Source organism: Mesorhizobium vachelliae (assembly GCF_033977325.1).
Lineage (GTDB): Bacteria > Pseudomonadota > Alphaproteobacteria > Rhizobiales > Rhizobiaceae > Mesorhizobium > Mesorhizobium vachelliae.
Genome location: NZ_JAVIIR010000002.1, coordinates 80,675 through 105,460 on the forward strand (window position 1 = coordinate 80,675; position 24,786 = coordinate 105,460).

At 64.1% G+C, this 24,786-nt stretch carries 26 protein-coding genes; 12 read left to right on the forward strand and 14 right to left on the reverse strand.

What is annotated here, in order from left to right:
• The first annotated feature begins 7 nt into the window (after window positions 1-7).
• On the forward strand, window positions 8-586 hold the full coding sequence (locus RFM41_RS04005) for a Fic/DOC family protein (protein ID WP_320246802.1): 579 nt from the start codon (window positions 8-10) through the stop codon (window positions 584-586).
• Window positions 587-600: 14 nt separating this feature from the next.
• Here RFM41_RS04005 and gmk read toward each other — a convergent pair whose 3' ends face one another.
• The 9 genes from gmk to fabD form a co-directional block, all read right to left on the reverse strand.
• On the reverse strand, window positions 601-1,275 hold the full coding sequence (gmk, locus tag RFM41_RS04010; protein ID WP_320246800.1) for a guanylate kinase: 675 nt from the start codon (window positions 1,273-1,275) through the stop codon (window positions 601-603).
• Window positions 1,276-1,280: 5 nt separating this feature from the next.
• Window positions 1,281-2,171, reverse strand: coding sequence for a YicC/YloC family endoribonuclease (locus RFM41_RS04015; RefSeq protein ID WP_320246798.1), 891 nt, complete (start codon window positions 2,169-2,171; stop codon window positions 1,281-1,283).
• Window positions 2,172-2,306: 135 nt separating this feature from the next.
• Window positions 2,307-3,554, reverse strand: a complete 1,248-nt coding sequence (gene mltG, locus RFM41_RS04020) for an endolytic transglycosylase MltG (RefSeq protein ID WP_320246797.1) — start codon at window positions 3,552-3,554, stop codon at window positions 2,307-2,309.
• Window positions 3,555-3,712: 158 nt separating this feature from the next.
• Window positions 3,713-4,975, reverse strand: a complete 1,263-nt coding sequence (fabF, locus tag RFM41_RS04025) for a beta-ketoacyl-ACP synthase II (protein WP_320246795.1) — start codon at window positions 4,973-4,975, stop codon at window positions 3,713-3,715.
• A gap of 34 nt (window positions 4,976-5,009) precedes the next feature.
• Window positions 5,010-5,246, reverse strand: coding sequence for an acyl carrier protein (locus tag RFM41_RS04030; protein ID WP_006203723.1), 237 nt, complete (start codon window positions 5,244-5,246; stop codon window positions 5,010-5,012).
• Window positions 5,247-5,465: 219 nt separating this feature from the next.
• Window positions 5,466-6,203, reverse strand: coding sequence for a 3-oxoacyl-[acyl-carrier-protein] reductase (gene fabG / locus RFM41_RS04035; protein ID WP_320246793.1), 738 nt, complete (start codon window positions 6,201-6,203; stop codon window positions 5,466-5,468).
• Between the two features lie 36 nt (window positions 6,204-6,239).
• The gene (locus RFM41_RS04040; protein WP_320246791.1) at window positions 6,240-6,506 is read right to left on the reverse strand and encodes a type II toxin-antitoxin system RelE family toxin; all 267 of its coding nucleotides are present in this window, start codon (window positions 6,504-6,506) and stop codon (window positions 6,240-6,242) included.
• Window positions 6,490-6,711, reverse strand: a complete 222-nt coding sequence (gene relB, locus RFM41_RS04045) for a type II toxin-antitoxin system RelB family antitoxin (protein ID WP_127864915.1) — start codon at window positions 6,709-6,711, stop codon at window positions 6,490-6,492. Before relB ends, RFM41_RS04040 begins: the two co-directional genes overlap by 17 nt.
• A 64-nt stretch (window positions 6,712-6,775) precedes the next feature.
• A complete protein-coding gene (gene fabD, locus RFM41_RS04050; RefSeq protein ID WP_320246787.1) occupies window positions 6,776-7,717 on the reverse strand; it encodes an ACP S-malonyltransferase in 942 nt (313 codons plus the stop codon).
• A gap of 276 nt (window positions 7,718-7,993) precedes the next feature.
• Here fabD and RFM41_RS04055 point away from each other — a divergent pair, with 276 nt between their 5' ends.
• On the forward strand, window positions 7,994-9,922 hold the full coding sequence (locus RFM41_RS04055) for an LTA synthase family protein (protein ID WP_320246785.1): 1,929 nt from the start codon (window positions 7,994-7,996) through the stop codon (window positions 9,920-9,922).
• 73 nt (window positions 9,923-9,995) lie between these two features.
• On the opposite strand, the gene RFM41_RS04060 is transcribed toward RFM41_RS04055, so the two are convergent.
• The 4 genes from RFM41_RS04060 to RFM41_RS04075 all read right to left on the reverse strand — a co-directional run bounded on the left by RFM41_RS04060 (window position 9,996) and on the right by RFM41_RS04075 (window position 13,313).
• Window positions 9,996-10,811 carry an oxidoreductase gene (locus RFM41_RS04060; protein ID WP_320246783.1) on the reverse strand — a complete coding sequence of 272 codons (816 nt, stop codon included), beginning with the start codon at window positions 10,809-10,811 and terminating at the stop codon, window positions 9,996-9,998.
• 41 nt (window positions 10,812-10,852) lie between these two features.
• The gene (gene fabF / locus RFM41_RS04065) at window positions 10,853-12,151 is read right to left on the reverse strand and encodes a beta-ketoacyl-ACP synthase II (protein WP_320246781.1); all 1,299 of its coding nucleotides are present in this window, start codon (window positions 12,149-12,151) and stop codon (window positions 10,853-10,855) included.
• A gap of 68 nt (window positions 12,152-12,219) precedes the next feature.
• Entirely contained in the window at window positions 12,220-12,666 is a 447-nt protein-coding gene (locus RFM41_RS04070; RefSeq protein WP_320246780.1) for a PaaI family thioesterase, read from the reverse strand.
• A gap of 41 nt (window positions 12,667-12,707) precedes the next feature.
• Entirely contained in the window at window positions 12,708-13,313 is a 606-nt protein-coding gene (locus tag RFM41_RS04075; RefSeq protein WP_320246778.1) for a TetR/AcrR family transcriptional regulator, read from the reverse strand.
• Window positions 13,314-13,523: 210 nt separating this feature from the next.
• On the opposite strand from RFM41_RS04075, the gene RFM41_RS04080 reads away from it, so the two are divergent.
• Window positions 13,524-13,886, forward strand: a complete 363-nt coding sequence (locus RFM41_RS04080) for a hypothetical protein (RefSeq protein ID WP_320246776.1) — start codon at window positions 13,524-13,526, stop codon at window positions 13,884-13,886.
• 138 nt (window positions 13,887-14,024) lie between these two features.
• Here the strand turns inward: RFM41_RS04080 and RFM41_RS04085 are convergent, their stop codons facing one another.
• On the reverse strand, window positions 14,025-15,605 hold the full coding sequence (locus RFM41_RS04085) for a Tad domain-containing protein (RefSeq protein WP_430691509.1): 1,581 nt from the start codon (window positions 15,603-15,605) through the stop codon (window positions 14,025-14,027).
• 537 nt (window positions 15,606-16,142) lie between these two features.
• On the opposite strand from RFM41_RS04085, the gene rpsF reads away from it, so the two are divergent.
• The 9 genes from rpsF (at window position 16,143) to RFM41_RS04130 (ending at window position 24,684) form a co-directional block, all read left to right on the forward strand.
• Entirely contained in the window at window positions 16,143-16,637 is a 495-nt protein-coding gene (gene rpsF / locus RFM41_RS04090) for a 30S ribosomal protein S6 (protein ID WP_073987204.1), read from the forward strand.
• Window positions 16,637-16,885 carry a 30S ribosomal protein S18 gene (gene rpsR, locus RFM41_RS04095; RefSeq protein WP_006203718.1) on the forward strand — a complete coding sequence of 83 codons (249 nt, stop codon included), beginning with the start codon at window positions 16,637-16,639 and terminating at the stop codon, window positions 16,883-16,885. The genes rpsF and rpsR overlap by 1 nt, the downstream gene beginning before the upstream one ends.
• A 219-nt stretch (window positions 16,886-17,104) precedes the next feature.
• Window positions 17,105-17,689 carry a 50S ribosomal protein L9 gene (rplI, locus tag RFM41_RS04100; protein ID WP_320246772.1) on the forward strand — a complete coding sequence of 195 codons (585 nt, stop codon included), beginning with the start codon at window positions 17,105-17,107 and terminating at the stop codon, window positions 17,687-17,689.
• A gap of 230 nt (window positions 17,690-17,919) precedes the next feature.
• On the forward strand, window positions 17,920-19,206 hold the full coding sequence (locus RFM41_RS04105; protein ID WP_320246770.1) for a cyclopropane fatty acid synthase: 1,287 nt from the start codon (window positions 17,920-17,922) through the stop codon (window positions 19,204-19,206).
• Window positions 19,207-19,273: 67 nt separating this feature from the next.
• Window positions 19,274-19,597 (forward strand): YnfA family protein, encoded by a 324-nt coding sequence (locus RFM41_RS04110; protein WP_320246768.1) that lies wholly within the window; start codon window positions 19,274-19,276, stop codon window positions 19,595-19,597.
• Between the two features lies 1 nt (window position 19,598).
• Window positions 19,599-20,564 (forward strand): small ribosomal subunit Rsm22 family protein, encoded by a 966-nt coding sequence (locus RFM41_RS04115; protein WP_320246766.1) that lies wholly within the window; start codon window positions 19,599-19,601, stop codon window positions 20,562-20,564.
• Window positions 20,565-20,803: 239 nt separating this feature from the next.
• Window positions 20,804-22,294 (forward strand): replicative DNA helicase, encoded by a 1,491-nt coding sequence (locus tag RFM41_RS04120; protein ID WP_320246764.1) that lies wholly within the window; start codon window positions 20,804-20,806, stop codon window positions 22,292-22,294.
• Window positions 22,295-22,545: 251 nt separating this feature from the next.
• Complete coding sequence (radA, locus tag RFM41_RS04125) at window positions 22,546-23,949, forward strand: DNA repair protein RadA (protein ID WP_320246763.1); 1,404 nt, start codon at window positions 22,546-22,548, stop codon at window positions 23,947-23,949.
• A gap of 42 nt (window positions 23,950-23,991) precedes the next feature.
• A complete protein-coding gene (locus tag RFM41_RS04130) occupies window positions 23,992-24,684 on the forward strand; it encodes a CvpA family protein (protein ID WP_320246762.1) in 693 nt (230 codons plus the stop codon).
• Window positions 24,685-24,786 lie beyond the last annotated feature (102 nt).

Here is a 24,786-nt window from a genome sequence, read left to right on the forward strand (position 1 = left end):
TCGACAGGTGGTCTACGCCGCTGAAGACGATCCACTATGCTATCCAGGCACGACTGTTCTTCGCAACAAGCTGAATATCGGGGATCAGAATAAGCTCGACGAATTCGAGCTCGCGCTCTTTCTAACAAGAGCGGATGAAGAGGTGCCGGCCGGCAACCTGGACTATGATCACTATAAAGCCATTCATCACCATCTATTCCAGGACATTTACGAATGGGCTGGCGAGGTTCGCGCCATTCGCATCGGCAAAGGCGGCAACTGGTTCTGCTATCCCGAGTATATCGATCAGGAGATGCGCAAGATCTTCAGTGGGCTGGCCGAGGCGGACTATCTTTGCGGGCTCGCTATCGAAGACTTCGCAGTTCGAGCTGCGCATTCTTTGGCCGAAATCAACGCCGTGCATCCATTCCGGGAAGGCAATGGCCGCACCCAGCTTACCTTTCTGGCGATGCTGATGGAGAACGCCGGATTCTCGTTCAATGCCGATGCTCTGGAGCGCGAGCGTGTCTTGGACGCGATGATCGAGAGCTTTGCGGGTGACGAGATGCTCTTGGCAGAGCTCATACTGGACATCGGCAAGCCTTAAGTGAGCGACTGGAACTAAGTCGTCTTCTCGTCCAGCAGACCGGAGATGAAATCGAACAGCCCCGGCCGCCGGTCGCGGCGAAGCCGCTCGGCCGTGACGATGGCGCGGACCTCGGCGAAGGCCCGGTCGAGATCGTCGTTGACGATGACGAAGTCGTATTCCTTCCAATGCTCGATCTCGAGGCGAGCGTTCTTCAGCCTGGTCTCGATGACGGATTCCTGGTCCTCGGCGCGACGCTTCAGGCGCGCCTTCAATTCCTTCATCGACGGCGGCAGGATGAAGATCGAGACGATGTCGGCGCGCATCTTCTCCTTGAGCTGCTGGGCGCCCTGCCAGTCGATGTCGAACAGCATGTCGCGGCCTTCGGCCAGCGCCACCTCCGCCGGCTCGCGCGGCGTCGCATAGCAATTGCCGTGAACCTCCGCCCATTCGAGCAGCGCATCGGAATCGCGCAGCCGCTCGAACTCGCGCATGGTGCGGAAATGATAGTGGACGCCCTCGATCTCCGAGCCGCGGCGCGGCCTTGTCGTGACGGAGACCGAAAGCTCGAGACTTCCATCGCTTTCCAGAAGATTGCGCGCGATCGTCGACTTGCCGGCGCCCGACGGCGACGATAGCACCAGCATCAATCCGCGGCGGCGGATGCGGGACCCCAGATCCCTGGCAGCCGTCGGCTCCTTGGCAACCATTCCCGTCACTCCAGATTCTGGACCTGCTCGCGAAACTGGTCGACCACCGCCTTGAGCTCCAGCCCGATCGCGGTGACCGCGGCGGCGTTCGACTTGGAGCATAAGGTATTCGATTCGCGGTTGAATTCCTGCGCGAGAAAATCGAGCTTGCGGCCAACGGCGGCGCCACTTTTGAGCAGCGCCCGCGCCGAAGCGACATGTGTCTTCAGCCGGTCGATCTCCTCGCGTATGTCGGCCTTGGTGGCGAGAAAGGCCGCCTCCTGGTGCAGCCGGACGGCATCGAGATTGGCCGAGGCATCCATCAACAGACGCAACTGCTCGGCGATGCGCTCGCGGATCGCGGCGGGCTCCCGCGAGGGGTCGGCCTCGGCCTTCAACGTCAGCGCCTCGATGGCGTCGATATGGCCGGCAAGCAGCGTTCCAAGCGCTGCCCCCTCGCTGCGGCGCGCCTGCTCCAGCCCGCCAAGCGCCGCCTCGAGCGCCGACAGGATCGCGGCGTCGAGGGCTGCCCGCTCCTCCTCGGTTTCGACGGCTTCGGGAATGTCGAGCACGCCGCGCAGGGAGAGCAGGCCGTCCGCGGTAGCCGGCTGGGTGCCGAACTGCTCCTGCAAGCGCTTGGCCAGTCCTGCAAGGTCCTTGAGGAAGGCCTCGTTGACCACCGGCTGGGCTTGCCTTGCGGCGGCGCGGCCGACGGTCAACGTCGCCTGGAAATTGCCACGCGCGAACCGCTTCTGCACGGCCTGCCGGACAGCCGTCTCCAGCCGGTCGAACCCCTGCGGCAGTCTGAGCCTCACCTCGGCGCTCTTGCCGTTCACGGATTTCGCCTCCCAGGCGATCGAGGTGCCGTCGCTCTCGGCGGCGGACCGCGCAAAACCGGTCATGCTTTGCAGGCTCATTGCCCTGTCGTCCCCCTGTCGCAGGCCAGGGCATGAAAGGCCCGGCGCAGCGCGCCCCAGAAATCGCCCGGCAATCCGCCGGCGCCCCCTCAAAACATGAATATGGCCCCGCGTCAAAGGACGCGTGCGGCAAGCCTACTGCGCGGCGTCGCCGCCGGCGTCGCCATTCTCGCCGCCGTCGCTGTTGTTACCGCCGTCGGCGTTGCCATCGGGAGCGGCCGGCGCCGTCGTCTGGCCGGAAGCCTTGGCGGCGGCGTCCGCCTGCTTCTTCTGCAGCGACCGGTAGCGGGCGACGTTCTGGTTGTGCTCTTCGAGCGTCGCCGCGAAAACGTGGCCGCCATTGCCGTCGGCGACGAAATAGAGGTCGTCGGTCTTCGACGGATTGGCGACCGCTTCGAGCGCCGCACGGCCCGGATTGGCGATCGGCGTCGGCGGCAGGCCCTTGATCATGTAGGTGTTGTAAGGCGTCTGCTTGTCGAGGTCCGACTGATAGATCGGCCGGTCGGCGGGCTTTCCCTTGCCGCCGAACAGGCCGTAAATGATGGTCGGGTCGGACTGCAGCCGCATGCCCTTGGCGAGGCGGTTGAGGAACACCGCGGCGACGCGCGAACGCTCGTCGCTCCTGCCCGTCTCCTTCTCGACGATGGAAGCCAGCGTGACGAAGTCGTCGATATTGGCGATCGGCAGGTCGGGCGCGCGATGCGACCAGACGTCGCCGACCAGCTTCTTCTGGTCGGCGATCAGCTTGTCGACCATCTGCTGCCTTGTGGCGCCACGGGTGAAGCGCAGCGTATCGGTGGCGATGCTGCCCTCAGGCGGCAAGCTCGCCGGCATGTCGCCGGTCAGCGCTTCCTGTTCGGCCACGCGCTGCAGCGCCTGATCGACCGTCAGCCCCTCAGGAATGGTGAGCGAGTACATCACCGACTTGCCGCTCTTGAAGAGCTCCATGATGTCGCGCATCGAAGCGCGCGGCTTGATGGCGTATTCGCCGGCCTTCAGCGCCGAGTCATTGCCCGTGGCGCGCACGCCGAGCCGGAAGATGCGGGCATCGCTGATCAGGCTGCGGCGTTCGAGCTGGTCGGCGATCTCCTGCACGCCGGTGTTCGGCTTGATCATGAAGGTGTCGCCATTGGCGGATGGGCCAGGCTCGACAAAAGCCTGCATGCCGAAATAGAGCGCCGCACCCGAGGCGAGCACCGCCAGGATGACCAAGGAGAGGAAGAAATTCAGGAACACGACGACCTGGCTGCGCGAGGCGCGCGAACGCTTCGACGGCGGCGGCGTGCCGGCTTCCGGACGCAACGCCTCGGCCGCGGTCTTCGGCACGATCGGTCCCTTCGTGCCTTGCCGTCCGAATTCCCCGTCGCTCGGATTAGTGTTCATGACGCCCTGCCGTCTGATCTTGCAACGAATCCCCCAGCGAAAACCTAGGAGCGAATTTGGCAAAAATGACGGCAGTTGGCGGACTGCCGATTAGTCTGTCTCTGAGCAATTCCGGAGCGGAAACCGCGCGCTCTCCGTGGGACTGCTCCGGTTGCTACTCAGCCATTGTAGCGCTGGAACACGAGCGAGGCGTTGGTGCCGCCGAAGCCGAAGGAGTTCGACAGCGCGACGTCGATCTGGCGCTGGCGCGGCTTGTTCGGCACGAGGTCGATAGCCGTCTCGCGTTCCGGATTGTCCAGATTGATGGTGGCGGGCGCAACGTTGTCGCGGATGGCGAGGATCGAGAAGATCGCTTCCGCGGCGCCAGCGGCGCCCAGCAGATGGCCGACGGACGACTTTGTCGACGACATCGAGATCTTCGAGGCGGCATTGCCGACCAGCCGCTCGACCGCGCCGAGCTCGATCGTGTCGGCCATGGTCGAGGTGCCATGGGCATTGATGTAATCGACGTCGGCCGGCGAAAGCTTCGCCCGGTTCAGCGCCGCCGTCATGCAGCGGAAGGCGCCGTCGCCGTCCTCGGCCGGGGCGGTGATGTGATAGGCGTCGCCGGTCAGCCCATAGCCGATGACTTCGGCATAGATCTTGGCGCCGCGCGCCTTGGCGTGCTCGAGCTCTTCCAGCACGACGACCCCGGCGCCCTCGCCCATGACGAAGCCGTCACGGTCGCGGTCATAGGGGCGCGAAGCGGTCTGCGGCGCGTCGTTGCGCTCGGTGGAGAGCGCGCGGCAGGCGGCGAAACCGGCGATCGACAACCGGGTGATCGGCGCCTCGGCGCCGCCCGCCACCATGACATCGGCATCGCCCCACATGATCAGCCGGGCCGCGTCGCCGATGGCGTGGGCGCCGGTCGAGCAGGCGGTGACCACCGCATGGTTCGGGCCCTTGAGGCCGTGGCGGATGGAAACCTGGCCCGAAACCAGATTGATGATCTGCCCGGGAATGAAGAAGGGGCTTATGCGGCGCGGGCCGCGCTCCTTCAGGATCATCGCGTTTTCAGCGATGCCGTCGATGCCGCCGATGCCGGAGCCGATCAGCACGCCGGTGGCGCACTGGTCTTCGTGCGTTTCGGGCTTCCAGCCGGAATCAGCCAGCGCCTCGTCGGCGGCCGCGATGCCGTAAAGGATGAAGTCGCCGATCTTGCGCAGTTCCTTCGGCTCGAGCACGGCCTCCGGATTGAAGGTTCCGTTCGAGCCATCGCCACGCGGGATGATGTGGGCGATCTTGCAGGTAAGATCGTCCACCTCGAATTCTGTGACGCGCCGGCAGGCGCTGCGGCCGGAGAGCAATTCCCGCCAGCTGTGCTCGACACCCATGCCGAACGGCGAAAGCAGGCCAAGGCCCGTGACGACGACACGCCTCATCGCAGGTCCTCCCCGATGATGCCCGCGAAAGAACTCAGGCCGAGGCCTTGTCGATATACTTCACGGCATCGCCAACGGTCAGGATGGTTTCGGCGGCATCGTCCGGAATCTCGACGCCGAACTCTTCTTCGAACGCCATGACGAGTTCGACCGTATCGAGGCTGTCCGCGCCAAGGTCGTCGATGAAGCTCGCCTGCTCCGTCACCTTGTCGGCATCGACGCCGAGATGCTCGATGACGATCTTCTTGACGCGCTCTGCGGTGTCACTCATTTGGGGCAATCCTCGTCTTATGTTGTCTATCTTCGTTAGCGGGCGGAATGCCGCTAATCAAGTTGAAAGATGGTCTTGCGGGCAACGCAACGCCACAGGACCGGTTTTTGCCCGAACCGCCGGGTTGCGGGCCGCATTACACGAAAAATGACGGGCGTCCAAGCCGAAATGGCTGTTTTCACAGGCGCCCGACCCTCGCCTCCCCTGGATCATCACCCCTTAGATCATCGCCATGCCGCCATTCACGTGAATGGTCTGGCCGGTGACGTAAGCCGCCTCATTGGAAGCAAGATAGGCGACGGCGGACGCGACCTCGGCGCTTGTGCCCATGCGCCTTGTCGGGATGGCGGTCATGATCGTCTCTTTCTGCTTGTCGTTGAGCTTGTCGGTCATGGCCGATTCGATGAAGCCCGGAGCGACGCAGTTTACGGTGATGTTGCGGGTGGCGATCTCCTGCGCCAGCGACTTGGAGAAGCCGATCATGCCGGCCTTCGAGGCGCAGTAATTGGTCTGGCCGGGATTGCCGGTGACGCCGACCACCGAGGTGATGTTGATGATGCGGCCATGGCGGCGACGCATCATCGGATGCGTCAGCTCGCGGGTGAGCCGGAACACGGCGGTCAGGTTGACCTCGATCACGGTGTCCCAGTCGGCGTCCGACATGCGCACGAACAGGCCATCTTTCGTGATGCCGGCATTGTTGACCAATATGTCGACGCCCTCGAGTTCTGCTTCCGCCTTCTGCCCGAGCGCCTTGACCGCGTCGCGGTCGGTCAAATCAGCCGGAAACAGCTTCACGCGGTCGCCCAATTCGCCCGCCAGGGCTTCCAGCTTCTCCACACGGGTGCCATGCAGGCCGACGATCGCGCCCTGGCTGTGCAGCACCCTGGCGATAGCCTCGCCGATGCCCCCCGTTGCGCCGGTGACGAGCGCCTTGCGGCCGGTCAGTTCGAACATTTTTTTTCCTTTCAAATCGGACAGGCGAGCGCTCAGCTATCTGTCGACGTCGCCTCGGTGACCGATCGTTACGACAAGAATGACGAGCCGCCTGTCTTGCACATCGCAGATAATCCGATAATCCCCAACCCGATATCTCCAGAACGTCGCTAACGGCCCCTTCAGCGGTTTGCCCAATTCACGCGGATTGTCGAGTTCGGCAAGTCGGTTTTCGATGAAATCGCGGATGCGGTTGCGCGTGTACAGGTCAAGTTTTTCAACGAACTTGCGAGCCGAACGAGCATATTCAAGCGTCCAGGCCACGCCAGAAATCCTCGCTCTTCACAACGTCTTCCTCACCACGCCTGATCCGCTCGAGCACTTCGGCAGCGAGATAATAGTCCTCCACGTCTTCAAGCCCACGCTCGATGAGTTCGCGCAGATAATAAGCCTTGCTTCGACCGGTCTTGGCAGCAAGAAAGTCCAGGCGCTCCTCGATTTCAGGTGCCAGGCGAATAGAAGTCGGCATGAGAGCCTCCATGAATACATGTATTCATGTACCGCCTTAAGGCCGAAAATTCCAGCCGGGACGATCATCCCAACGCCGCCAGCGCCGCCTCGACTTCCGCCGCCGTGCCGACGGCGCCAGTGGCGATGTCGCGGTTGATGCGGCGCGCCAGGCCAGACAGCACCTTGCCGGCGCCGACCTCGTAAAGCGTCGACACACCATTGGCGCCGAACCATTCCACGGTCTCGCGCCAGCGCACACGTCCAGTCACCTGCTGGACCAGGCGGCGAGCGATCTCGTCCGGGTCGCTGGTCGGCGTCACCGTGACGTTGGAAACGACAGGGACCACCGGCGCCTGCTTGGCCACGCCCGCCAGCGCCTCGCGCATGATATCGGCCGCCGGCGCCATCAGCGCCGAGTGGAAGGGGGCGGAAACCTGCAGCATCAGCGCCCGCTTCGCGCCCTTTTCGGTGCACAGCTTCGCCGCCAGCTCGACCGCCGCCTTGGCGCCGGAAATCACCAGCTGGCCGCCGCCATTGTCGTTGGCGACCTGGCAGACGGAGCCCTCGGCCGCTTCCGCGCATGCCGCTTCGACATCGGCATGTTCGAGGCCGATGATGGCGGCCATGGCGCCCTCGCCGGCCGGCACCGCCGCCTGCATGGCGTTGCCGCGGGTCCGAAGCAGCCGTGCCGCGTCGCCGACCGAAACGAAGCCGGCCGCGGCAAGCGCGGAATATTCGCCCAGCGAATGGCCCGCCACGTAGGCCACCTTGTCCTTCAGCGAGAAGCCGCGCGCTTCGAGCGCCCGCATCGCCGCCAGCGACACCGCCATCAGCGCCGGCTGGGCGTTGGCGGTCAGCGTCAGCGTCTCTTCCGGCCCTTCCCAGATGAGTTTGGACAGTTTTTCGCCGAGTGCGGCGTCCACTTCCTCGAAGACGCGGCGCGCTTCCGGGAATTGATCGGCGAGGTCCTTGCCCATGCCGACAGCCTGGCTGCCCTGTCCCGGAAAGGTGAATGCGACGGCCATTTTGGTCTCTCCAGAGGCTGGTTTTTCCCTGCCTCTGGCGCAAGGCGGACGGCCAAGTCAAGTCCGCTGGCGCCCCTTGGGCGCGTATTTCAGCCCGAAAACCCGGCTGACTCCCTGTTCCGAAAGGCTTTTTGGCGATCACACCTGATGAAAACCGCTCACGTTTGGTTTGCTGGCTCTTCTTATTTCCGCCACAGGCGCTAGCTTTGCGTGACACTTCGATGACAGAAGCGTGACGGGCGTGGAAGGCGTGTTGCGTGGCCGGGGGAAAGCAGAGTGGCAAGGATCAGAAAAGGCGCGGCCAAGCCCGTGCCGGGATTTTTGGAAGACGATCCGTCCACCGGCTATCTGCCCGGACGAACCTGGCCGACTGTACGCTACGGCCTGACTACAATACTTGCCGCCGCCCTGCTCGTATTCGCGATCGAATGGATCGTGCGCGGCGATTTCTTCGGCACGGTCGATTTCTTCCTGCAGCCCTTCAAGCCGGGCTGGACCACCATCATCGTGTTCGCGCTGGTGCTGGTCGGGCTTGACGCCCTACTGGGCCGCAGCCATCAGAGCCTGATGATCGTGGCGCCGCTGACGCTGGCGCTTGCCTTTGTCGGCCACCAGAAATCGCATTATCTCGGCGACCCGCTCTATCCGACGGATTTCCTGTTTGCCCGCCAGATCGTGGCGCTGATGCCGCTTTTGGTGCGCGAGCGGCCGTGGACGGCCATCATGCTGGCCGCGGCCATCATCGGCGGCCTGACGCTGCTCGTCTATTGTTGGCGGAGCTGGCGCCGGCGAGTGCCGATCCTCAGCCGCAAGGGCCGCCTGGCGCGGCTGGCGCTTGCCGTGCCTCTGCTCGCCTTCTTCGTCTCGATCATGGACTACGCCACCTTCTCGTGGACGCGCGACCGGCTGCAGATCATCCCGATCATGTGGGACCAGAAGGAGAACTACGCCTCCAATGGCTTTGCGCTCGCCTTCGCGATGAACGTGCCGATGGCGCATGTCTCGGCGCCCCCCGGCTACTCGCAAAAGACGATGGACGCGATCCAGCGGCCTGATGTCGCCGCTTCGGTGCCGGACGAGAAGCCGGATATCGTGGTGGTGATGAGCGAATCCTTCTGGGATCCGGCGCAGTTGCCAGGCGTCAGCATCAAGCCCGACCCGATCCCGACGGTCAGGGCCTTGCGTTCCGGCTCGATGTTCTCGCCCGAATTCGGCGGCATGACCGCCAATATCGAATTCGAGGCGCTGACCGGCTTTTCCAACGCCTTCCTGCCGGCGGGCTCCATTCCCTACCAGCAATATGTGCGCACCCCGACGCCCTCGCTGGCGACCTTCCTGAAGAGCGAAGGTTACAATGCGCGCGCCATTCATCCCGGCACCAACTGGTTCTGGAACCGCGGCGCCGTCTATGCCGATTTCGGCTTCAAGGACTTCAAGTCGGAGGAGACGCTGCCGCCAATGGAAAAGCGCGGGCCGCTGGCTTCCGACGCGGCGATGACCGACGAGATCATCCGCGAAGCCGACGCCAGCGACGATCCGGTGTTCTTCTTCGCCGTCAGCCTGCAGAACCACGGCCCTTACGAGCCCTACCGCTACTCCAATCCGACGCATTCGGTCGACGCGCCGATCAGTCCCTGGGCACGGGAATCGCTGCTTTCCTATGCCGAAGGCTCGGCCGACGCCGACCGCGGCCTGCAGCGGCTGATCGACTGGGCGAAGGCCCGCCAGCGGCCGACCGTCATCGCCTTCTTCGGCGACCACTTGCCGCCGCTCGGACCCGTCTATGTCGAGACCGGCTTCCTCAAGGACAATGTCGCGCCGCGCAAGGAGCCCAGCGCCGACGCCGCGCTCGAGCACCACGACACGCCGCTGATCATCTGGTCGAACCGCTCCGGTCCGGTGCAGAACCTGGGCTCGGTCAGCCCGGCCTTCCTGCCCTACCACATCCTGACCACGGCAGGGATCACCCACCCCTATTACACCGGCTTCCTCGGCGCGCTGCGCGAGCATTACCGGGTGGTCGACCGCAACCTGCTCCTGTCGCCGGCGGGCGAAGCGACGCCGGATTGGGCGCGGCAGAAGCAGATCGATCCGAAGATCAACGATTTCCGCCTCATCCAATACGACATGATGTTCGGCAAGCGCCACTCGGCGCCCGATTTCTTTCCCGAGACAGTGGAAAAGCTCGTCGCGCATACGAGTTGAGACGAGGTTGCTAGAGACGATTTCGTCGTGTGTCAGCTTGCGGCTTGCCTGGGGATGCTCTTGATTTTCGATTTCAGGCCGGCAACCCGAGTTGCTTTCGGAGGCTCTTTTCAAATGCGGATGCGGGGACGAAACGGCGCAGAAGACTGACTTGGCGCGCCATTTTTCCCGCCGGGTAGCGCCGCTTCGGAGCTGGGTCGGTCGCTGCCGCCAAAACGGTGTTGGCCACCACGTCGGGCGTGTCACCTTTTTCCATCGCCTTCCGCACGGCTATAGCCATGCCGGCGCGCCCGTCGTTGTAAACATCGATCAATTGGTCCGGCCTGGCGAGATTGTCTTCGAACGAGGTGCGGGTATAGGCCGGCTCGACCAATGCGACGCGAATTCCGAACGGCCGCAGTTCGTGGTCAAGCGATTCGGAATAGCCTTCAACGGCATGTTTGGTCGACGAATAAAGCGCGAAATAGGGAGCGGGGATGAAGCCCTGCACCGAGCTCAAATTGACGATCCTACCCTTCGCTTGCCGTCGCATAGTCGGCAGCACCGCATTTACCATTCGAATGACGCCGAAGACGTTCACGTCGAACAGAGCCTGGGCCTGAGCGGTGGAGGATTCTTCCGCGCCGCCAAGCAGGCCCATACCGGCATTGTTGACGAGCAGATCGATGCGCCCCGCCTCGGCCAGAACCTCGTCGACCAGCTTTGCCACGGACGCGTCGTCGGTCACGTCGCAGGTCAGCATGGTAATGCCGTCGGATTTTTTGGAGACTGCGCGACGGCTGGTTCCGAACACGCGAAAGCCTGCGTTCTGCAAGGCTTTGGCCGTCACGTGCCCGATGCCAGAGGACGCCCCTGTAACGATGGCGACGCCTGGATTGGTTTTGTTCATGGAGATCGCTTTCTTTCGGTTGGATTGGAGAAGCAGGAATTTCAGCCGGGGGCGGCTTGACCGTTCGCGCCATGCCCATCCCAGCGCCGGAACAGCGCGCTGGCGTTGACACCGCCGAAGCCGAAGCCGTTAGCGATCGCGTAGTCCATCTCCATCGGCCGAGCCTGGTTGGCGACGAAGTCGATCCCGTCGGCTGCCGGATCGGGTGCGCTCAGATTGAGGGTCGGCGGCGCCATCTGGTCCCTGAGCGCCAGGATCGAGAAGATGGCGCCGAGCCCGCCGGCGGCGCCGAGCAGGTGTCCGGTCGCCGACTTGGTTCCGCTGACGGCGATCGAGAAATCCGCGCCGAACACGCTCTTGATCGCTTCGATTTCTCCCAGGTCGCCCACCGGCGTCGAGGTCGCGTGGGCGTTGAGATGGCGTATCTCGCGTGGCGAAATGCCGGCTTGGGCAATCGCGATCTCCATGGCGCGGCGCGCGCCATCCCCGTCCTCGGGGCCGGAAGTGACGTGATAAGCATCCGCCGTGGTGCCGTAGCCGACGACCTCGGCGAGCGGTTGCACTCCGCGCGCAAGCGCATGGTTCAATTCCTCGATGACAAGAACGCCGGCGCCTTCGCCCATGACGAAACCGTCCCGCGAAACGTCGAACGGACGCGAGGCCTCGTCGGGACGGTGATTGAAGGAGGTCGAGAGCGAGCGTGCCGCCGCAAAGCCGCCCAGGCTGACGACATTCATGCAGGCTTCAGTGCCGCCGCATACGGCGATATCGGCTTCATCGGCGCGGATGATACGAGCCGCATCGCCGATCGCTTGGATGCCTGCGGCGCACGCCGTCACCGGTGCGCCGATGTGACCCTTGAAGCCGTAGCGGATCGAGATGTGGCCCGCCGCGAGGTTCACTAGGAAAGACGGCACAGTGAATGGAGAAAGACGCCGAACGCCGCGCTGATCGACTGTCCGCACCGCCTCGGTTATAGCGGGGAAGCCTCCGATACCTGAAGCAATGATCGTCGCGGTACGGAGCCGCTCATCTTCCGAAACCGGCTTCCACCTTGCCTGAGCAAGCGCCTCTTCCGCCGCCGCCAGCGCGAAGAGAATGAAGCGGTCGACCTTGCGCTGATCCTTCGGAGCCAGGAAGGCATTCGCATCGAGGCCGGCTTCGGGGTCTTCCTCCAGGGAGGGAACCACGCCGCCGACCTTGGCGGGCAAATCTCTCACCATTTCCTCGGGAAGCCGGCGAATGCCTGAGCGGCCGGCCAGGAGGCGCGACCACGACGTCTCGACATCAGCGGCCAAGGGCGTGACCGCACCCATGCCTGTAACAACAACCCGTCGCATCGATACTCCTGTTTGGTATTCTGGCGCCGCTGACGCTGCCGGCGCCGCAGTTCCATTTCGTGCAGGCATTACTGCTTTTCGCGCACGATCAGGCATGTCGAGGTGCCATGAGCGTGAAGTCCGCCTTGCGAATTCTCGATCCTGCCCTCCAGCGTGATGACGGTCCGGCCGCGGGAAACGACATGGGCGATGACACGCATTACGCCGGTTTCGACTGATATCGGGCGGACGAACTTGGCGGAGGTTTCGTGCGAAGGGCAGATTTCGCCAGGCGCAAGCGTAGTCTGAGCAGCAAGCGACATGGCGGTGTCGAGCATCGTCATGATCCAGCCGCCATGGACGGTATTCGTTAGATTGTAAAAACGCGGCTCGGGGGCGGCCAGGAGTTCCACCTTGCCTTCCTCTGGCGGAAGCAAGGTGAATGGGAGCGTTTCCGCCATTGATGGGCGGCGGATGCTCCCGTCGGCCAGCCCAGCAACGAACTCGAGCCCGGAGCACCCGGTCAACTCGGTCATGGAGGCTATTGCCCCGCTCCCCTCGGTCGGAGAACCCGTCGTCATTGGGGCGGCTCTTGTCGGACGTTGCCGGCCGACGACATCGTCAGCACGCCGTTTGCGCCCGCGTCCAGGAACTGCTTCGACAACTGCTCGTCATTGACCGCCCGCGAGAGGACGACCGCGCCGACCATCATCGAGAGGATGGCCTTGGCCTTGGCGCTGGGCTCCTCGTCGTCAGCCTCGCCAACCCAAGAGGCCAGCATCTCGAGATATTCGTTGATTCCGGCTTCGAACGACGCCTTCACCTCAACGCCCTGCCTGGCCGCATCCGAGCCGAGCGCTACGACCGGGCAACCGTCCATCATTTCTTCGCGATGGCCCGTGCTGAGATAGAAGTCGATCACCGCGCCGAGCGGATTCTCGGGTTTCGCCGCGACCGCAGCCGACCACCGGTCCGCGGCGCTCTCCAGAGCGCGCCTGGACGCCTGTGCAGCAAGGTCCTCCTTGGATGCGAACTGCTTGTAGAAAGCACCTTGGGTCAGCCCGGCACCTTTCATCAGATCCTTAAGGCCGATGCCATCAAACCCGTGTTCCCGAAAAAGTCGGCTTGCCACATTGATCACGGTTTGCCGGTTTTCCTCAGCTTGAATTCGGCTTACGCGCATCACCGATCTCCGTATTTAGATTGCGTACAAAATCTATATTTCAGTTAGAGACCGAACGCAATCTATCAAGAGGAGAGTACGAAATACGCAGCTCGCCATGTGATCGGTGCGGCGGCTCGCCGCGGACTGGATGCCTCTCTCTTTTTAGATTGCGACCGACATCTATATGATATAGAGTTCGATTACAATCTATCAAGAGGAGACACGACGATGATCCGCAGAACCCTGAGCGCATCACTTCTGGCCGTGCTGGCTATGGCGACACCGGCCGTTGCCGAGGAAGCCACCATTGGACGCCCCATCCAAGCTGGCAGCCTGCACGAGGGAGGCCTCGACATGGTGGTCTATTACGCCCCGGTCGCCGGCAACCTCCTGGAGGTTACAGCGACCTTCGCGCCGAAGGACGGCAGCGATCCGCAGCGCGTCGTCATGGGTCTTGCCGATCGCGACTCCGTGGCCTTCTCAATGCCGGGCTACCGGGGCTCGCTCTATACGTTCTCGAGGTCCGCAGGCGAGGTCACAGTCTCGAGTGAGACCGACATGTATCAGCGCGTTGACGCACGAACGCACTGACTCGCGCCGGGACCGCGTCCGAAAGCGGGAGCAATTGGCGATGAACCTCAATCCTTCCGCGATCGCCGTTCGCGAACGCGCCAGATGGTCGTTGCGGTTCCATTCCGCCACCACCACTCTCATACGGCGCGCGCCTCGTCAGTTGGTGAGCTGCAGCCTGGAGAACTTGTTGGCGATCGTCTGGAACACGTTGGGCAGCTTGGCCGGGTCCTCGACGGCGTAATAATCGCCCGGGTCGGAAGCGCAGGCGCTGTAGAGCGAGCGGTTGGCCGCCGTGTCGGCCTGCAGCACCATGGTGTAGATTTGCACGCCCTGGTTCTTCAGCTGGGTGCAGACGTCCTTAGTCCAGCCGTCGACACTGCGCGCCGCCGCCGTCTGGTTGCTTGAACCGAAACGGCCGCCGGCGAGGTAGCCGTAAGAGGTGTAGTCCGATTTCTGCGGCGTGTTGGAGGCGCCGTAGACGACGTTCTCGCCGTCGGTCAAAAGCATCACCACCTTGGTGACGCCGGCCGTCTTGTAAGGCGAGGCGTCGGTGTAAGGCGGCTGCGGCGACAGCACCCGCATGCCCCAGGCGAGCCCCTCCGAAACGTTGGTGCCGGAGCCGTTCCATTCGCTCATCTGGGCTGCGGCGGTGCGCAACTGATTGAAATCGGCGGACAGCGGCACGATCGGCGTCGGACAGGAGCGGTTCGGACCGATGGTGATCGTATTGCCGACCTCGGTGATTATCTTCGTGGTCGAGGCGACATATTTTCCGATGACCTTCAAGTCCGCGCTGAGAAGCGCGTTGACTAGGCCGGTCACGAGGCCACTAAGGTCGATGCCCAGAATGTTCTGGTTGAGCTTGCTGTTATCGATCGTGTCATCGAGGTAGGAATTGTTGTAGCCGGTCGCGGAATTGCCGTAGGAGGCCGAGGGCTTCTTGGCGACGTCGGGATCGTCGGGCGCGAAATAGGGCACGAACAGCGTCTCGGGCTTCGACGGATCGGGCGGCGTATCGGAAATGTTCAAGGTGCCTGGCCGCGCCTCGACGCAGCCCTTCCAGCCTGTATTGTTCCATCCGCCCTTCTGGCCAAGCTGCCTGAACAGCGCCATATGGTTCGGCCGCTTGCCGTCGATGACAGGAAAATTGATGCCGTTGTTGGGCGATGCGCCGTCCATGTCGATCCAGGACGGGTCGAATTCGGAGCCGTTGACGTTGACGGCGGTGACGAAGGGCACAAGCGCGGCGCGCACCTGGCGCGTCGGCGACTTGACCGCCTCCAGATAGTCGAGCAGCGACTTGGTCGCCGTCCGCAGCGCGCTGATGCGCGCACCGGCCATCGAGCCGGTGTTGTCGAGCACCAGCACCACTTCGAGCTGGTTGTTGGATTCGACCGCCGAAGCGTTGACGCTGATATGCTTTTCGGCGCCAAACAGGAATGCGAAGTTGAGATTGACGTCGGCCGACGCGGCGGCCCTGGTCTTGACGAAGTTGACGCCTCTGTCGACGGTGAGCGTGGCCTTCGCGTTGGAAAGCTCGCCATGGCTGGCGACATTGGCCTGGAAATAGCTGTTGAAGGCGTCGCTGCGCGTCACCTCGGCGTCGCCCAGATGCGAGGAGGCGAGATTTGCCGCGTCCAGCGCGTTCTGCAGATTGCTTTTTGCCCGCATCAGGGTGGAGACATCGGTGGCAAACGCCACCGCGCCCAGCATGGCTGGCACGCCCAACGCCAGCATCAACGAGAAATTGCCGCTCCGAGAGCGCCAAAACTGCCTGGGAAGCATCCCTTACCCCCCCTGGAATTGCCCGATGGGAATTGCCCGATTTCCTGCCTTGCGGCCCGCGTGCCTCTCATGCGCCTTTCATGATAAACGGGTGGTTACAACCTGATGCAACCTTTTGGGGTGGTTAAAGCCCGATTACTGGAAAATCGATGAAATCCCACCTCGTCTGGTGTTGGCGTTTTTCCAAAGCCGCGACATATGCAGTCTCGCCCGGCTGCCTGCCGGCCTTTCGGCAACCGGCCTTGCCTTCGCCGGAAATTCCTGTATAGACCCCCGCAATCTGCCGGTCCTTGCTGGGGGCTGAACGGAGGGCCGTGGTTTTTCGAAGCCGCGACACGAAGCCAGAAGCGCTTTTAGCCTCCCGTGTCTCCGCTCTCGACCGTCTCGCGATGCTCCTTTCTTCCCCGCGCCTTGGCGACGGGTCGGACAAGTTGCAGAGGCTTAGCCGCGAGGGCCGGACAGAGAAACGAAGAAAGGCAGAAAGACATAATGGCTCTTTACGAACATGTGTTTCTTGCCCGGCAGGACCTGTCGCAGCAGCAGGTTGACGCGCTTGTCGAACAGTACAAGGGCGTCATCACCGCGAATGGCGGCTCGGTCGGCCGGATCGAGAACTGGGGACTGAAGTCCCTCACCTACCGGGTCAAGAAGAACCGGAAGGCTTACTACACGCTGATGGACATCACCTGCCCGCCGGCCGCGCTCAACGAAATGGAGCGCCAGATGGGCCTGTCGGAAGACGTCCTGCGCTTCCTCACCATCAAGGTCGAGGCTCATGAGGAAGGCGCTTCGGCGATGATGCAGAAGCGCGAAGAGCGCTCCGAGCGCGGCGGCTTCGGCGATCGTGACCGTGGCGATCGTGGCCCGCGTTCCTTCGGCGACCGCGACCGCGGCGACCGTGGTCCGCGTTCGTTCGGCGACCGCGAAGGCGGCGACCGTGGCCCGCGCCGTCCGCGCGAAGGCTTTGAAGGGGGTGCAGAATAATGGTCGACATCAACCAGATCCCGACCCGGCGCCCGTTCCATCGCCGCCGCAAGACCTGCCCGTTCTCCGGCGCCAACGCCCCGAAGATCGACTACAAGGACGTGCGTCTCCTGCAGCGCTACATTTCCGAGCGCGGCAAGATCGTGCCCTCGCGCATCACCGCCGTCAGCCAGAAGAAGCAGCGCGAGCTCGCCAAGGCGATCAAGCGCGCCCGCTTCCTCGGCCTGCTGCCCTACGTGGTCCGCTAAGGCCTGATGAAGTTCAAGGCGGGCGGCTTGCCGCCCGCTTCCACCCCGCGGCGACGGGCGCCATGGAGGTTTGACGTCAAATCCCGAGTTGGGGCCGACAGCCTCTAACTGCCCAGACAGGCAGGACAGCGACACTGGCGGCGACGCCCTTTTGCTTCCTGACCTGTTCCAACGAATCCGACGCCGTCCCAGATGGCGCCAACCGAAAGGAACGAAACCATGGAAGTCATTCTCCTCGAGCGCATTTCCCGCCTCGGCCAGATGGGCGAGACCGTCAAGGTCAAGGACGGGTTCGCCCGCAATTTCCTGCTGCCGCAGGGCAAGGCGCTGCGCGCCAACGAAGCCAACAAGAAGAAGTTCGAAGGCCAGCGCGCCCAGCTCGAAGCCCGCAACCTGGAGCGCAAGTCGGAAGCCACGCAGGTCGCCGAGAAGCTCGACGGCAAGAGCTTCATCGTGGTGCGCTCGGCAGGCGAGACCGGTCAGCTCTATGGCTCGGTGTCGACCCGCGACATCGCCGATCTGCTCACCGCCGAGGGCTTCACCGTCAGCCGCAACCAGATCGAGCTCAACCAGCCGATCAAGACCATCGGCCTCTCGAATGTGGCGATCGCGCTGCATCCGGAAGTCGAGGTCACCGTGACGCTCAACGTCGCCCGTTCGGCCGACGAGGCGGAGCGCCAGGCCAAGGGCGAGACGCTGACCACCGCGGAAGCCATCTATGGCGAAGACATCAACGACAACGCCCGGCCGGAGAACTTCTTCGATCCGAACGCCGAGTTCGAGGGCGGCGAAGAGAACGCCTGATCGACCACACCGCCGAGGCATCGCTTCGGCTCGCAGGTGTCCAGGATTTCTGGACCAACGCCCGGGTCTCCGACCCGGGCTTTTTTGTGCCAAATGGAACTTTCCGACACCCCATATCTTGTGCACATTACAGCGTAGCGCGTCGATTGGACGCGGGCGATGCGCTGTGGCACTTTCGCTTGGCATTCCAGTCCGATTACCGGGTGATCCGACTGAGGGGACATTTGGTCATGAATATCCTGTTGAAACACGTTCTCGAACGCCTGGTGCGCGTCGGCGACCTCAAGGTGACCGGCCCGAAGGGCACGACGCACAAGTTCGGCGACGGCAGCGGCGAGCCGGTGCATATCCACATCAAGACTGTGCATGCCGAGCGCGCCATCAGCTTCGACCCGATGCTGGCGGTGCCTGAGGCCTATATGGATGGCGAGCTGGACGTCATCGAGGGCGGCGTTCTCGGGCTGATGCGCATCGCCTTCCAGAACATGGGCTCGAGCGGCATCGACGTCACCTGGTCCAAGGCGATAGAGGGCCTGCGCCACGCCTTCCGCCGGCTGCAGCAGGTCAACACCGCCGCGCGCTCGCGCCGCAACGTGCAGCGCCACTACGACCTGTCCGGCGATCTCTACAAGCTCTTCCTCGACGAGGACATGCAATATTCCTGCGCCTATTTCGAGCAGCCCGACATGACGCTGGACGAAGCGCAGCTCGCCAAGAAGCGCCACATCGCCGCCAAGCTCCGGCTGAAGGCCGGCCAGACGGTGCTCGACATCGGCTCGGGCTGGGGCGGGTTGGGCCTCTATCTCGCCAAGGCCTTCGACGTCGACGTGCAGGGCGTGACGCTGTCGACCGAGCAGCACGGCGTCTCCACCGACCGCGCGCATGCGCAAGGCTTGCAGGACCGGGTGCATTTCGATCTCAAGGATTACCGCCACATCAACGAGCGCTTCGACCGCATCGTCTCGGTCGGCATGTTCGAGCATGTCGGCGTCAACCACTACCGCACCTTCTTTGACAAGGCCGCGACGCTTTTGAAGCCCGATGGGGTGATGCTGCTCCACACCATCGGCCGCTCCGGCGTGCCGTGGGCGACCAGCGCCTTCATCCGCAAATACATCTTCCCCGGTGGCTACATCCCGGCGCTTTCCGAAGTGATGCCGGCGATCGAGAAATCCGGCCTGGTCGTCACCGACATCGAAATCCTGCGGCTGCATTACGCCGACACGCTCAAGCATTGGGGCGCGCGCTTTGCCGCCAATCGCGACAAGGCGAAGGCGATCTATGACGAGCGCTTCTGCAGGATGTGGGAGTTCTACCTCGCCGCCTCGGAGGCCGCCTTCCGTTGGCAGGACCTGGTGATCTTCCAGTTCCAGATCGCCAAGAAGAACGACACGCTGCCGATGACGCGCGACTACATGGCCAAATGCGAGAAGGCGCTGGAGCTGCGCGACATCGGCCACAAGGAGCCGGCCGCGCCGACGCCCGCCAAGCCGACCCGCCGCAAGAAGGTGGAATAGACACGCATTGCCGCTTGCCATTGCAGCCTGACGTCACGAAAAAGGTCTCGTTCGCGGGACCTTTTTCATGACCTACCTCATCTACACCGCAGCCGCTCTTGCCGAGATCGCCGGCTGCTTCTCGTTCTGGGCATGGTGGCGGCTGGAGAAGTCGCCGCTCTGGCTTCTCCCCGGCCTCGCCTCGCTGGCGCTGTTCGCCTTCCTTTTGTCGCTGGTCGAGACGGACGCGGCAGGCCGCGCCTATGCAGCCTATGGCGGTATCTACATCGTGGCGTCACTCGGTTGGCTGTGGCTGGTCGAGGGCGCGCGCCCCGATCGCTGGGATCTGGCGGGCGCGGCGCTCTGTGTCGCCGGGGCCTCCGTCATCCTGCTTGCACCGAGGGGTGCCTGAGGTGGAATTGCCCGCCCCGCTCCGGCAAGGCGTCGACAGCCTCCTGGAGAAGGTGCCATTGCCGGCGCTGAAACAGGCAGCGCGAACGCTTTCCGAACGCTACCGCGCCGAGTTGCGCGACGGCCGCCTGCATATGGGCGAGGAGATGGCGGTCAAGGCCTATCTGGCGACGCGGCTGCCCGCCACCTATGCCGCGGTCCGTGCCAGCCTCGATGCGCTGGCCGACGCGCGACCGGATTTCCACCCGAAGACCCTGCTCGACATCGGCGCCGGCCCTGGCACCATGCTTTGGGCCACGACAGACACCTGGCCGGAGCTGGAACAGGCGGTTCTGGTCGAAGCAAGCGCTGCGGTACGCAAGGTCGGGCAATCGCTTGCGGCGGGCACGATCGCCACGCGCGCCGAATGGCTCGCGGGCGACGCCACCATCGATCTCGACGACCTCAAGCCCGCCGATCTCGTCAGCATCGCCTATGTGCTCGATGAAGTCGCGCCGGTGTCGTTGCCAAAGCTCGTCGACCGCCTCTGGCGGTTGACCGCCGACACGCTCATCATCGTCGAGCCCGGCACGCCCGCCGGCTGGCAGCGCATCCTTGCCGCGCGGCAGCAACTGATCGAGGCGGGAGCGCACCTGCTGGCGCCCTGTCCGCACGCGGCGCCCTGCCCGCTCACGCCGCCCGACTGGTGCCATTTTTCGCGCCGCGTCGCGCGCTCGCGCCTGCACCGTCTGGTCAAGGAAGCCGACGTGCCGTGGGAGGACGAGAAATTCATCTATCTCGCCGCCTCCCGGCAGCCGGCGCCGGCGCGTGCCGCACGGGTGATCGCGCCGCCGAAAGGCGGCTCCGGCAAGGTGGTGCTGAAACTATGCCAGCCGGACGGCAGCGCCGGCGAGCGGCTGTTCAGCAAGCGCGACGGGGACGTTTTCAAGGCGGCGCGGCGGACGGACTGGGGCGATGCGATGGGCTGAGGGCGCGTAGGCCGAAACGACAATCGGTCGCCCAAAATGTTCTTGCTTCGTTCCGTTTTTGCAACTAAGAATCATCCCTTGCAGAGTCAAACGGAATCGGGCCACCGGAATACTGTCCTGTGGACGGTTCGCCGTTCCTGTGAATCAACCCCGCACCGACACCTACTGTTGCAGAAAGGTCAGCATCCGATCCGTTCCGTTCTGGTATCGAGGAGAGCGGGATCGAAATCGGGGATATCATGGCAGAGGCGGCACTGAAATTCGGCGCGGCGGAAACGCCGCTTTATCGCGAGGCCCCGAACAACATCGAGGCCGAGCAGGCGTTGCTCGGCGCCATCCTCGTCAACAACGACGCCTTCTACCGTGTCTCGGATTTCCTGAAGCCGGCGCATTTCTACGAGCCGCTGCACCGCCGCATCTTCGAGGTCGCTGCCGAGCTCATCCGCATGGGCAAGATCGCGACGCCGATCACGCTCAAGACCTTCCTGCCGGCCGACGAGAAGGTCGGCGACATGACGGTGGCGCAATATGTCGTGCGGCTTGCCGTCGAAGCCGTCACCGTCGTCAACGCCACCGACTATGGCCGGGCGATCTACGACCTCGCCACGCGCCGCGCGCTGATCACCGTCGGCGAGGATATGGTCAACATTGCCTATGACGCGCCGGTCGACATGTCGCCCTCCGACCAGATCGAAGACGCCGAGCGGCGGCTGTTCGAACTCGCCGAAACCGGCCGCTATGACGGCGGCTTCGAGAGCTTCAACGATGCGGTCAAGACCGCCGTCGACATGGCCAACGCCGCCTATATGCGCGACGGCCATCTGTCCGGCATCTCGACCGGCCTGCGCGACCTCGACCGCCGCATGGGCGGCCTGCAGCCCTCCGACCTGATCGTGCTCGCCGGACGCCCGGGCATGGGCAAGACCTCCTTGGCCACCAACATCGCCTTCAACATCGCCGAGGCCTATGTGCCGGCGCAGCAGGCCGACGGCACATTCAAGGCCGCCAATGGCGGCGTTGTCGGCTTCTTCTCGCTGGAAATGTCGTCGGAGCAGCTCGCCACCCGCATCATCTCCGAGCAGACCGAGATTTCGTCCTCGAAGATCCGCCGTGGCGAGATCACCGAGATGGACTTCGAAAAGCTCGTCGCCTGCTCGCAGACGATGCAGAAGATCCCGCTGTTCATCGACCAGACCGGCGGCATCTCCATCGCGCAGCTCTCCGCCCGCGCCCGCCGGCTGAAGCGCCAGCGCGGCCTCGATCTCATCGTTATCGACTATATCCAGCTGATGCAGGGCTCCTCGGCCCGCGCCTCGCAGAACCGCGTGCAGGAAATCACCGAGATCACCACGGGCCTCAAGGCGCTGGCCAAGGAACTCGGCGTGCCGATCATCGCGCTGTCGCAGCTGTCGCGTCAGGTCGAAAGCCGCGACGACAAGCGCCCGCAGCTTTCGGACCTGCGCGAATCCGGCTCCATCGAGCAGGACGCCGACGTGGTGCTGTTCGTCTATCGCGAGGAATATTACCTCAAGAACCGCGAACCGAAGCTCGGCACCGAGGAATACGTCAAGTGGGAAAACGAGATGAACGAGGCACGCGGCAAGGCTGAGTGCATCGTCGCCAAGCAGCGCCACGGACCGACCGGCACCGTCAGCCTCGCCTTCCACGGCGAATTCACGCGCTTCTCGGATCTGGCGGAAGAGCATCATCTGCCGGAGAGGTTTGAGTAGAGGCTTGCTCGCGCCCCCTGCAAAAATGACGAGCGTTGGCGTTCTACGGCGCCCCCCTCTGTCCTGCCGGACATCTCCCCCACAAGGGGGGAGATCAGCTGCCGCCCTCGTCGGCACCCTTTCTTGCAGCGTTGAAAATTGGCGAAACCCGTCGCGCTGCCCAATCTCCCCCCAAGTGGGGGAGATGTCCGGCAGGACAGAGGGGGGCGCGAAGGAACGCGGCGTCCGCCTAGAGCCAAAAAGGTAACAGCGTGGCCAAATCCCGCGTTCAGTTCATCTGCCAGAATTGCGGCTCGGTGCATCAGCGCTGGGCGGGCAAATGCGATGCCTGCGGCGAGTGGAACACGCTGGTCGAGGAAGGCACGTCCGGCGGCATCGGCTCGGGACCGGCGAACACCCGCAATGCCCGCAGGGGCCGCGCCGTGGTGCTCACCAGTCTTGCCGGCGATATCGAGGACGCGCCGCGCATCGTTTCCGGCATCGGCGAGCTCGACCGCGCCACCGGCGGCGGCTTCGTACGCGGCTCGGCGCTTCTGGTCGGCGGCGATCCCGGCATCGGCAAATCGACGCTTTTGACGCAGGCGGCGGCCGCGCTCGCTTCGAAAGGCCATCGCATCGTCTATGTCTCGGGCGAGGAAGCGGTCGCGCAGATCAGGCTGAGGGCGCAGCGGCTCGGCGTCGCCTCGACGCCGGTGGAGCTCGCGGCCGAAACCAATGTCGAGGATATCCTGGCGACCATCGCCGACGGCAGGCGGCCGGACCTCGTCATCCTCGATTCCATCCAGACGTTGTGGACGGACCTTGCCGATTCGGCGCCGGGCACCGTCACGCAGGTGCGCGCCGCCGCCCAGGCGATGATCCGCTACGCGAAATCCACAGGCGCCGCGATCGTGCTTGTCGGCCATGTCACCAAGGAGGGGCAGATCGCCGGACCGCGCGTGGTCGAGCACATGGTCGATGGCGTCCTCTACTTCGAGGGCGAAGGCAATCATCACTTCCGCATCCTGCGCACGGTGAAGAACCGCTTCGGGCCGACCGACGAGATCGGCGTGTTCGAAATGTCGGACAAGGGCCTGCGCGAGGTCTCCAACCCGTCCGAGCTTTTCCTCGGCGAACGCCACGCGAAATCGCCGGGCGCCGCGGTTTTCGCGGGCATGGAGGGCACGAGGCCGGTGCTGGTCGAGATCCAGGCGCTGGTAGCGCCCTCCTCGCTCGGCACGCCGCGTCGCGCGGTCGTCGGCTGGGACGGGGCGCGGCTGTCGATGGTGCTCGCCGTGCTCGAGGCGCATTGCGGCGTGCGCTTCGGCCAGCACGACGTCTATCTCAACGTCGCCGGCGGCTACCGGATCTCTGAGCCGGCCGCCGATCTCGCGGTCGCCGCCGCATTGGTTTCGTCGCTCACCGGTCTTGCCCTTCCCGCCGATTGCGTCTATTTCGGCGAAATCAGCTTATCGGGCGCCGTGAGGCCGGTCGCGCATGCGCAGCAGCGCCTTAAGGAAGCCGAAAAGCTGGGTTTTGGAAGCGCGGTGCTGCCGCTCGGCAGCGAGGAAGTTGCCGGGGGGATCGGGGCCGGCGCGTTCCAGCCCACCGAGCTTGCCGACCTTGTGGCGCGCATAGCCGGCTCACGGCGCGGCCGTGCCGACGACGAGGAGTGACACGGCTCGTCGGGCCGTAAGACAGGAAGTGGGGCGAGAACCATGCCGATTACGCTGCTTGACGGAATCCTCGTCGGCTTCACGCTGGTCTCAGCAATGCTCGCCATGGTGCGCGGCTTCTCCCGCGAAGTGCTGTCGGTGGTTTCCTGGGCGGCGGCTGCGGCGGCGGCGTTCTTCTTCTACAAGCCGGTCCTGCCCTACGTTCAGCCCTATATCGAAAACGACAAGATCGCGATGGCGGCTTCCGCCGGCGTCGTCTTCCTCATCGCGCTGATCGTCGTCTCCGTCATCACCATGAAGCTCGCCGACTGGATCATCGATTCGCGCATCGGCGCGCTCGACCGGACGCTCGGCTTCCTCTATGGCGCGGCGCGCGGCATCCTGGTGGTCGCGGTGGCGCTGCTGTTCTTCAACTGGCTGGCCGGCGCCAAGGCGCCCGCCTGGATCGCCAACGCCAAGTCGCGGCCGCTGCTGGAGACGATCGGCGCCAAGATCGAAAGCGTGCTGCCCGAGAACACCGAGGAACTGGTCAACAAATACACGCATAAGGGCACGCCGCAGGCCGGCGCGCCGGCCACGACCGACCAGCCTGCGGCCGAGCCGCCGGCCACCGGCGACGACAACGCGACGGCGCCCGACGACAGCGAGGGCGAGGCCCCGGCCGACAATGAACCGGCTCCGGCCACGCCCGCGCCGGCCCCGGCGCCAGCCCCCGCGCCTGCGCCGGCAAATTGATTTGGCAGGCCGCGCGGCCTGCCGTCATCCTATTTGTCAATGCCCACAGGCATGCGTTGCGTTCCGGCAGGGATCGACCTATATGGCAGCTTTAGCGGAGCT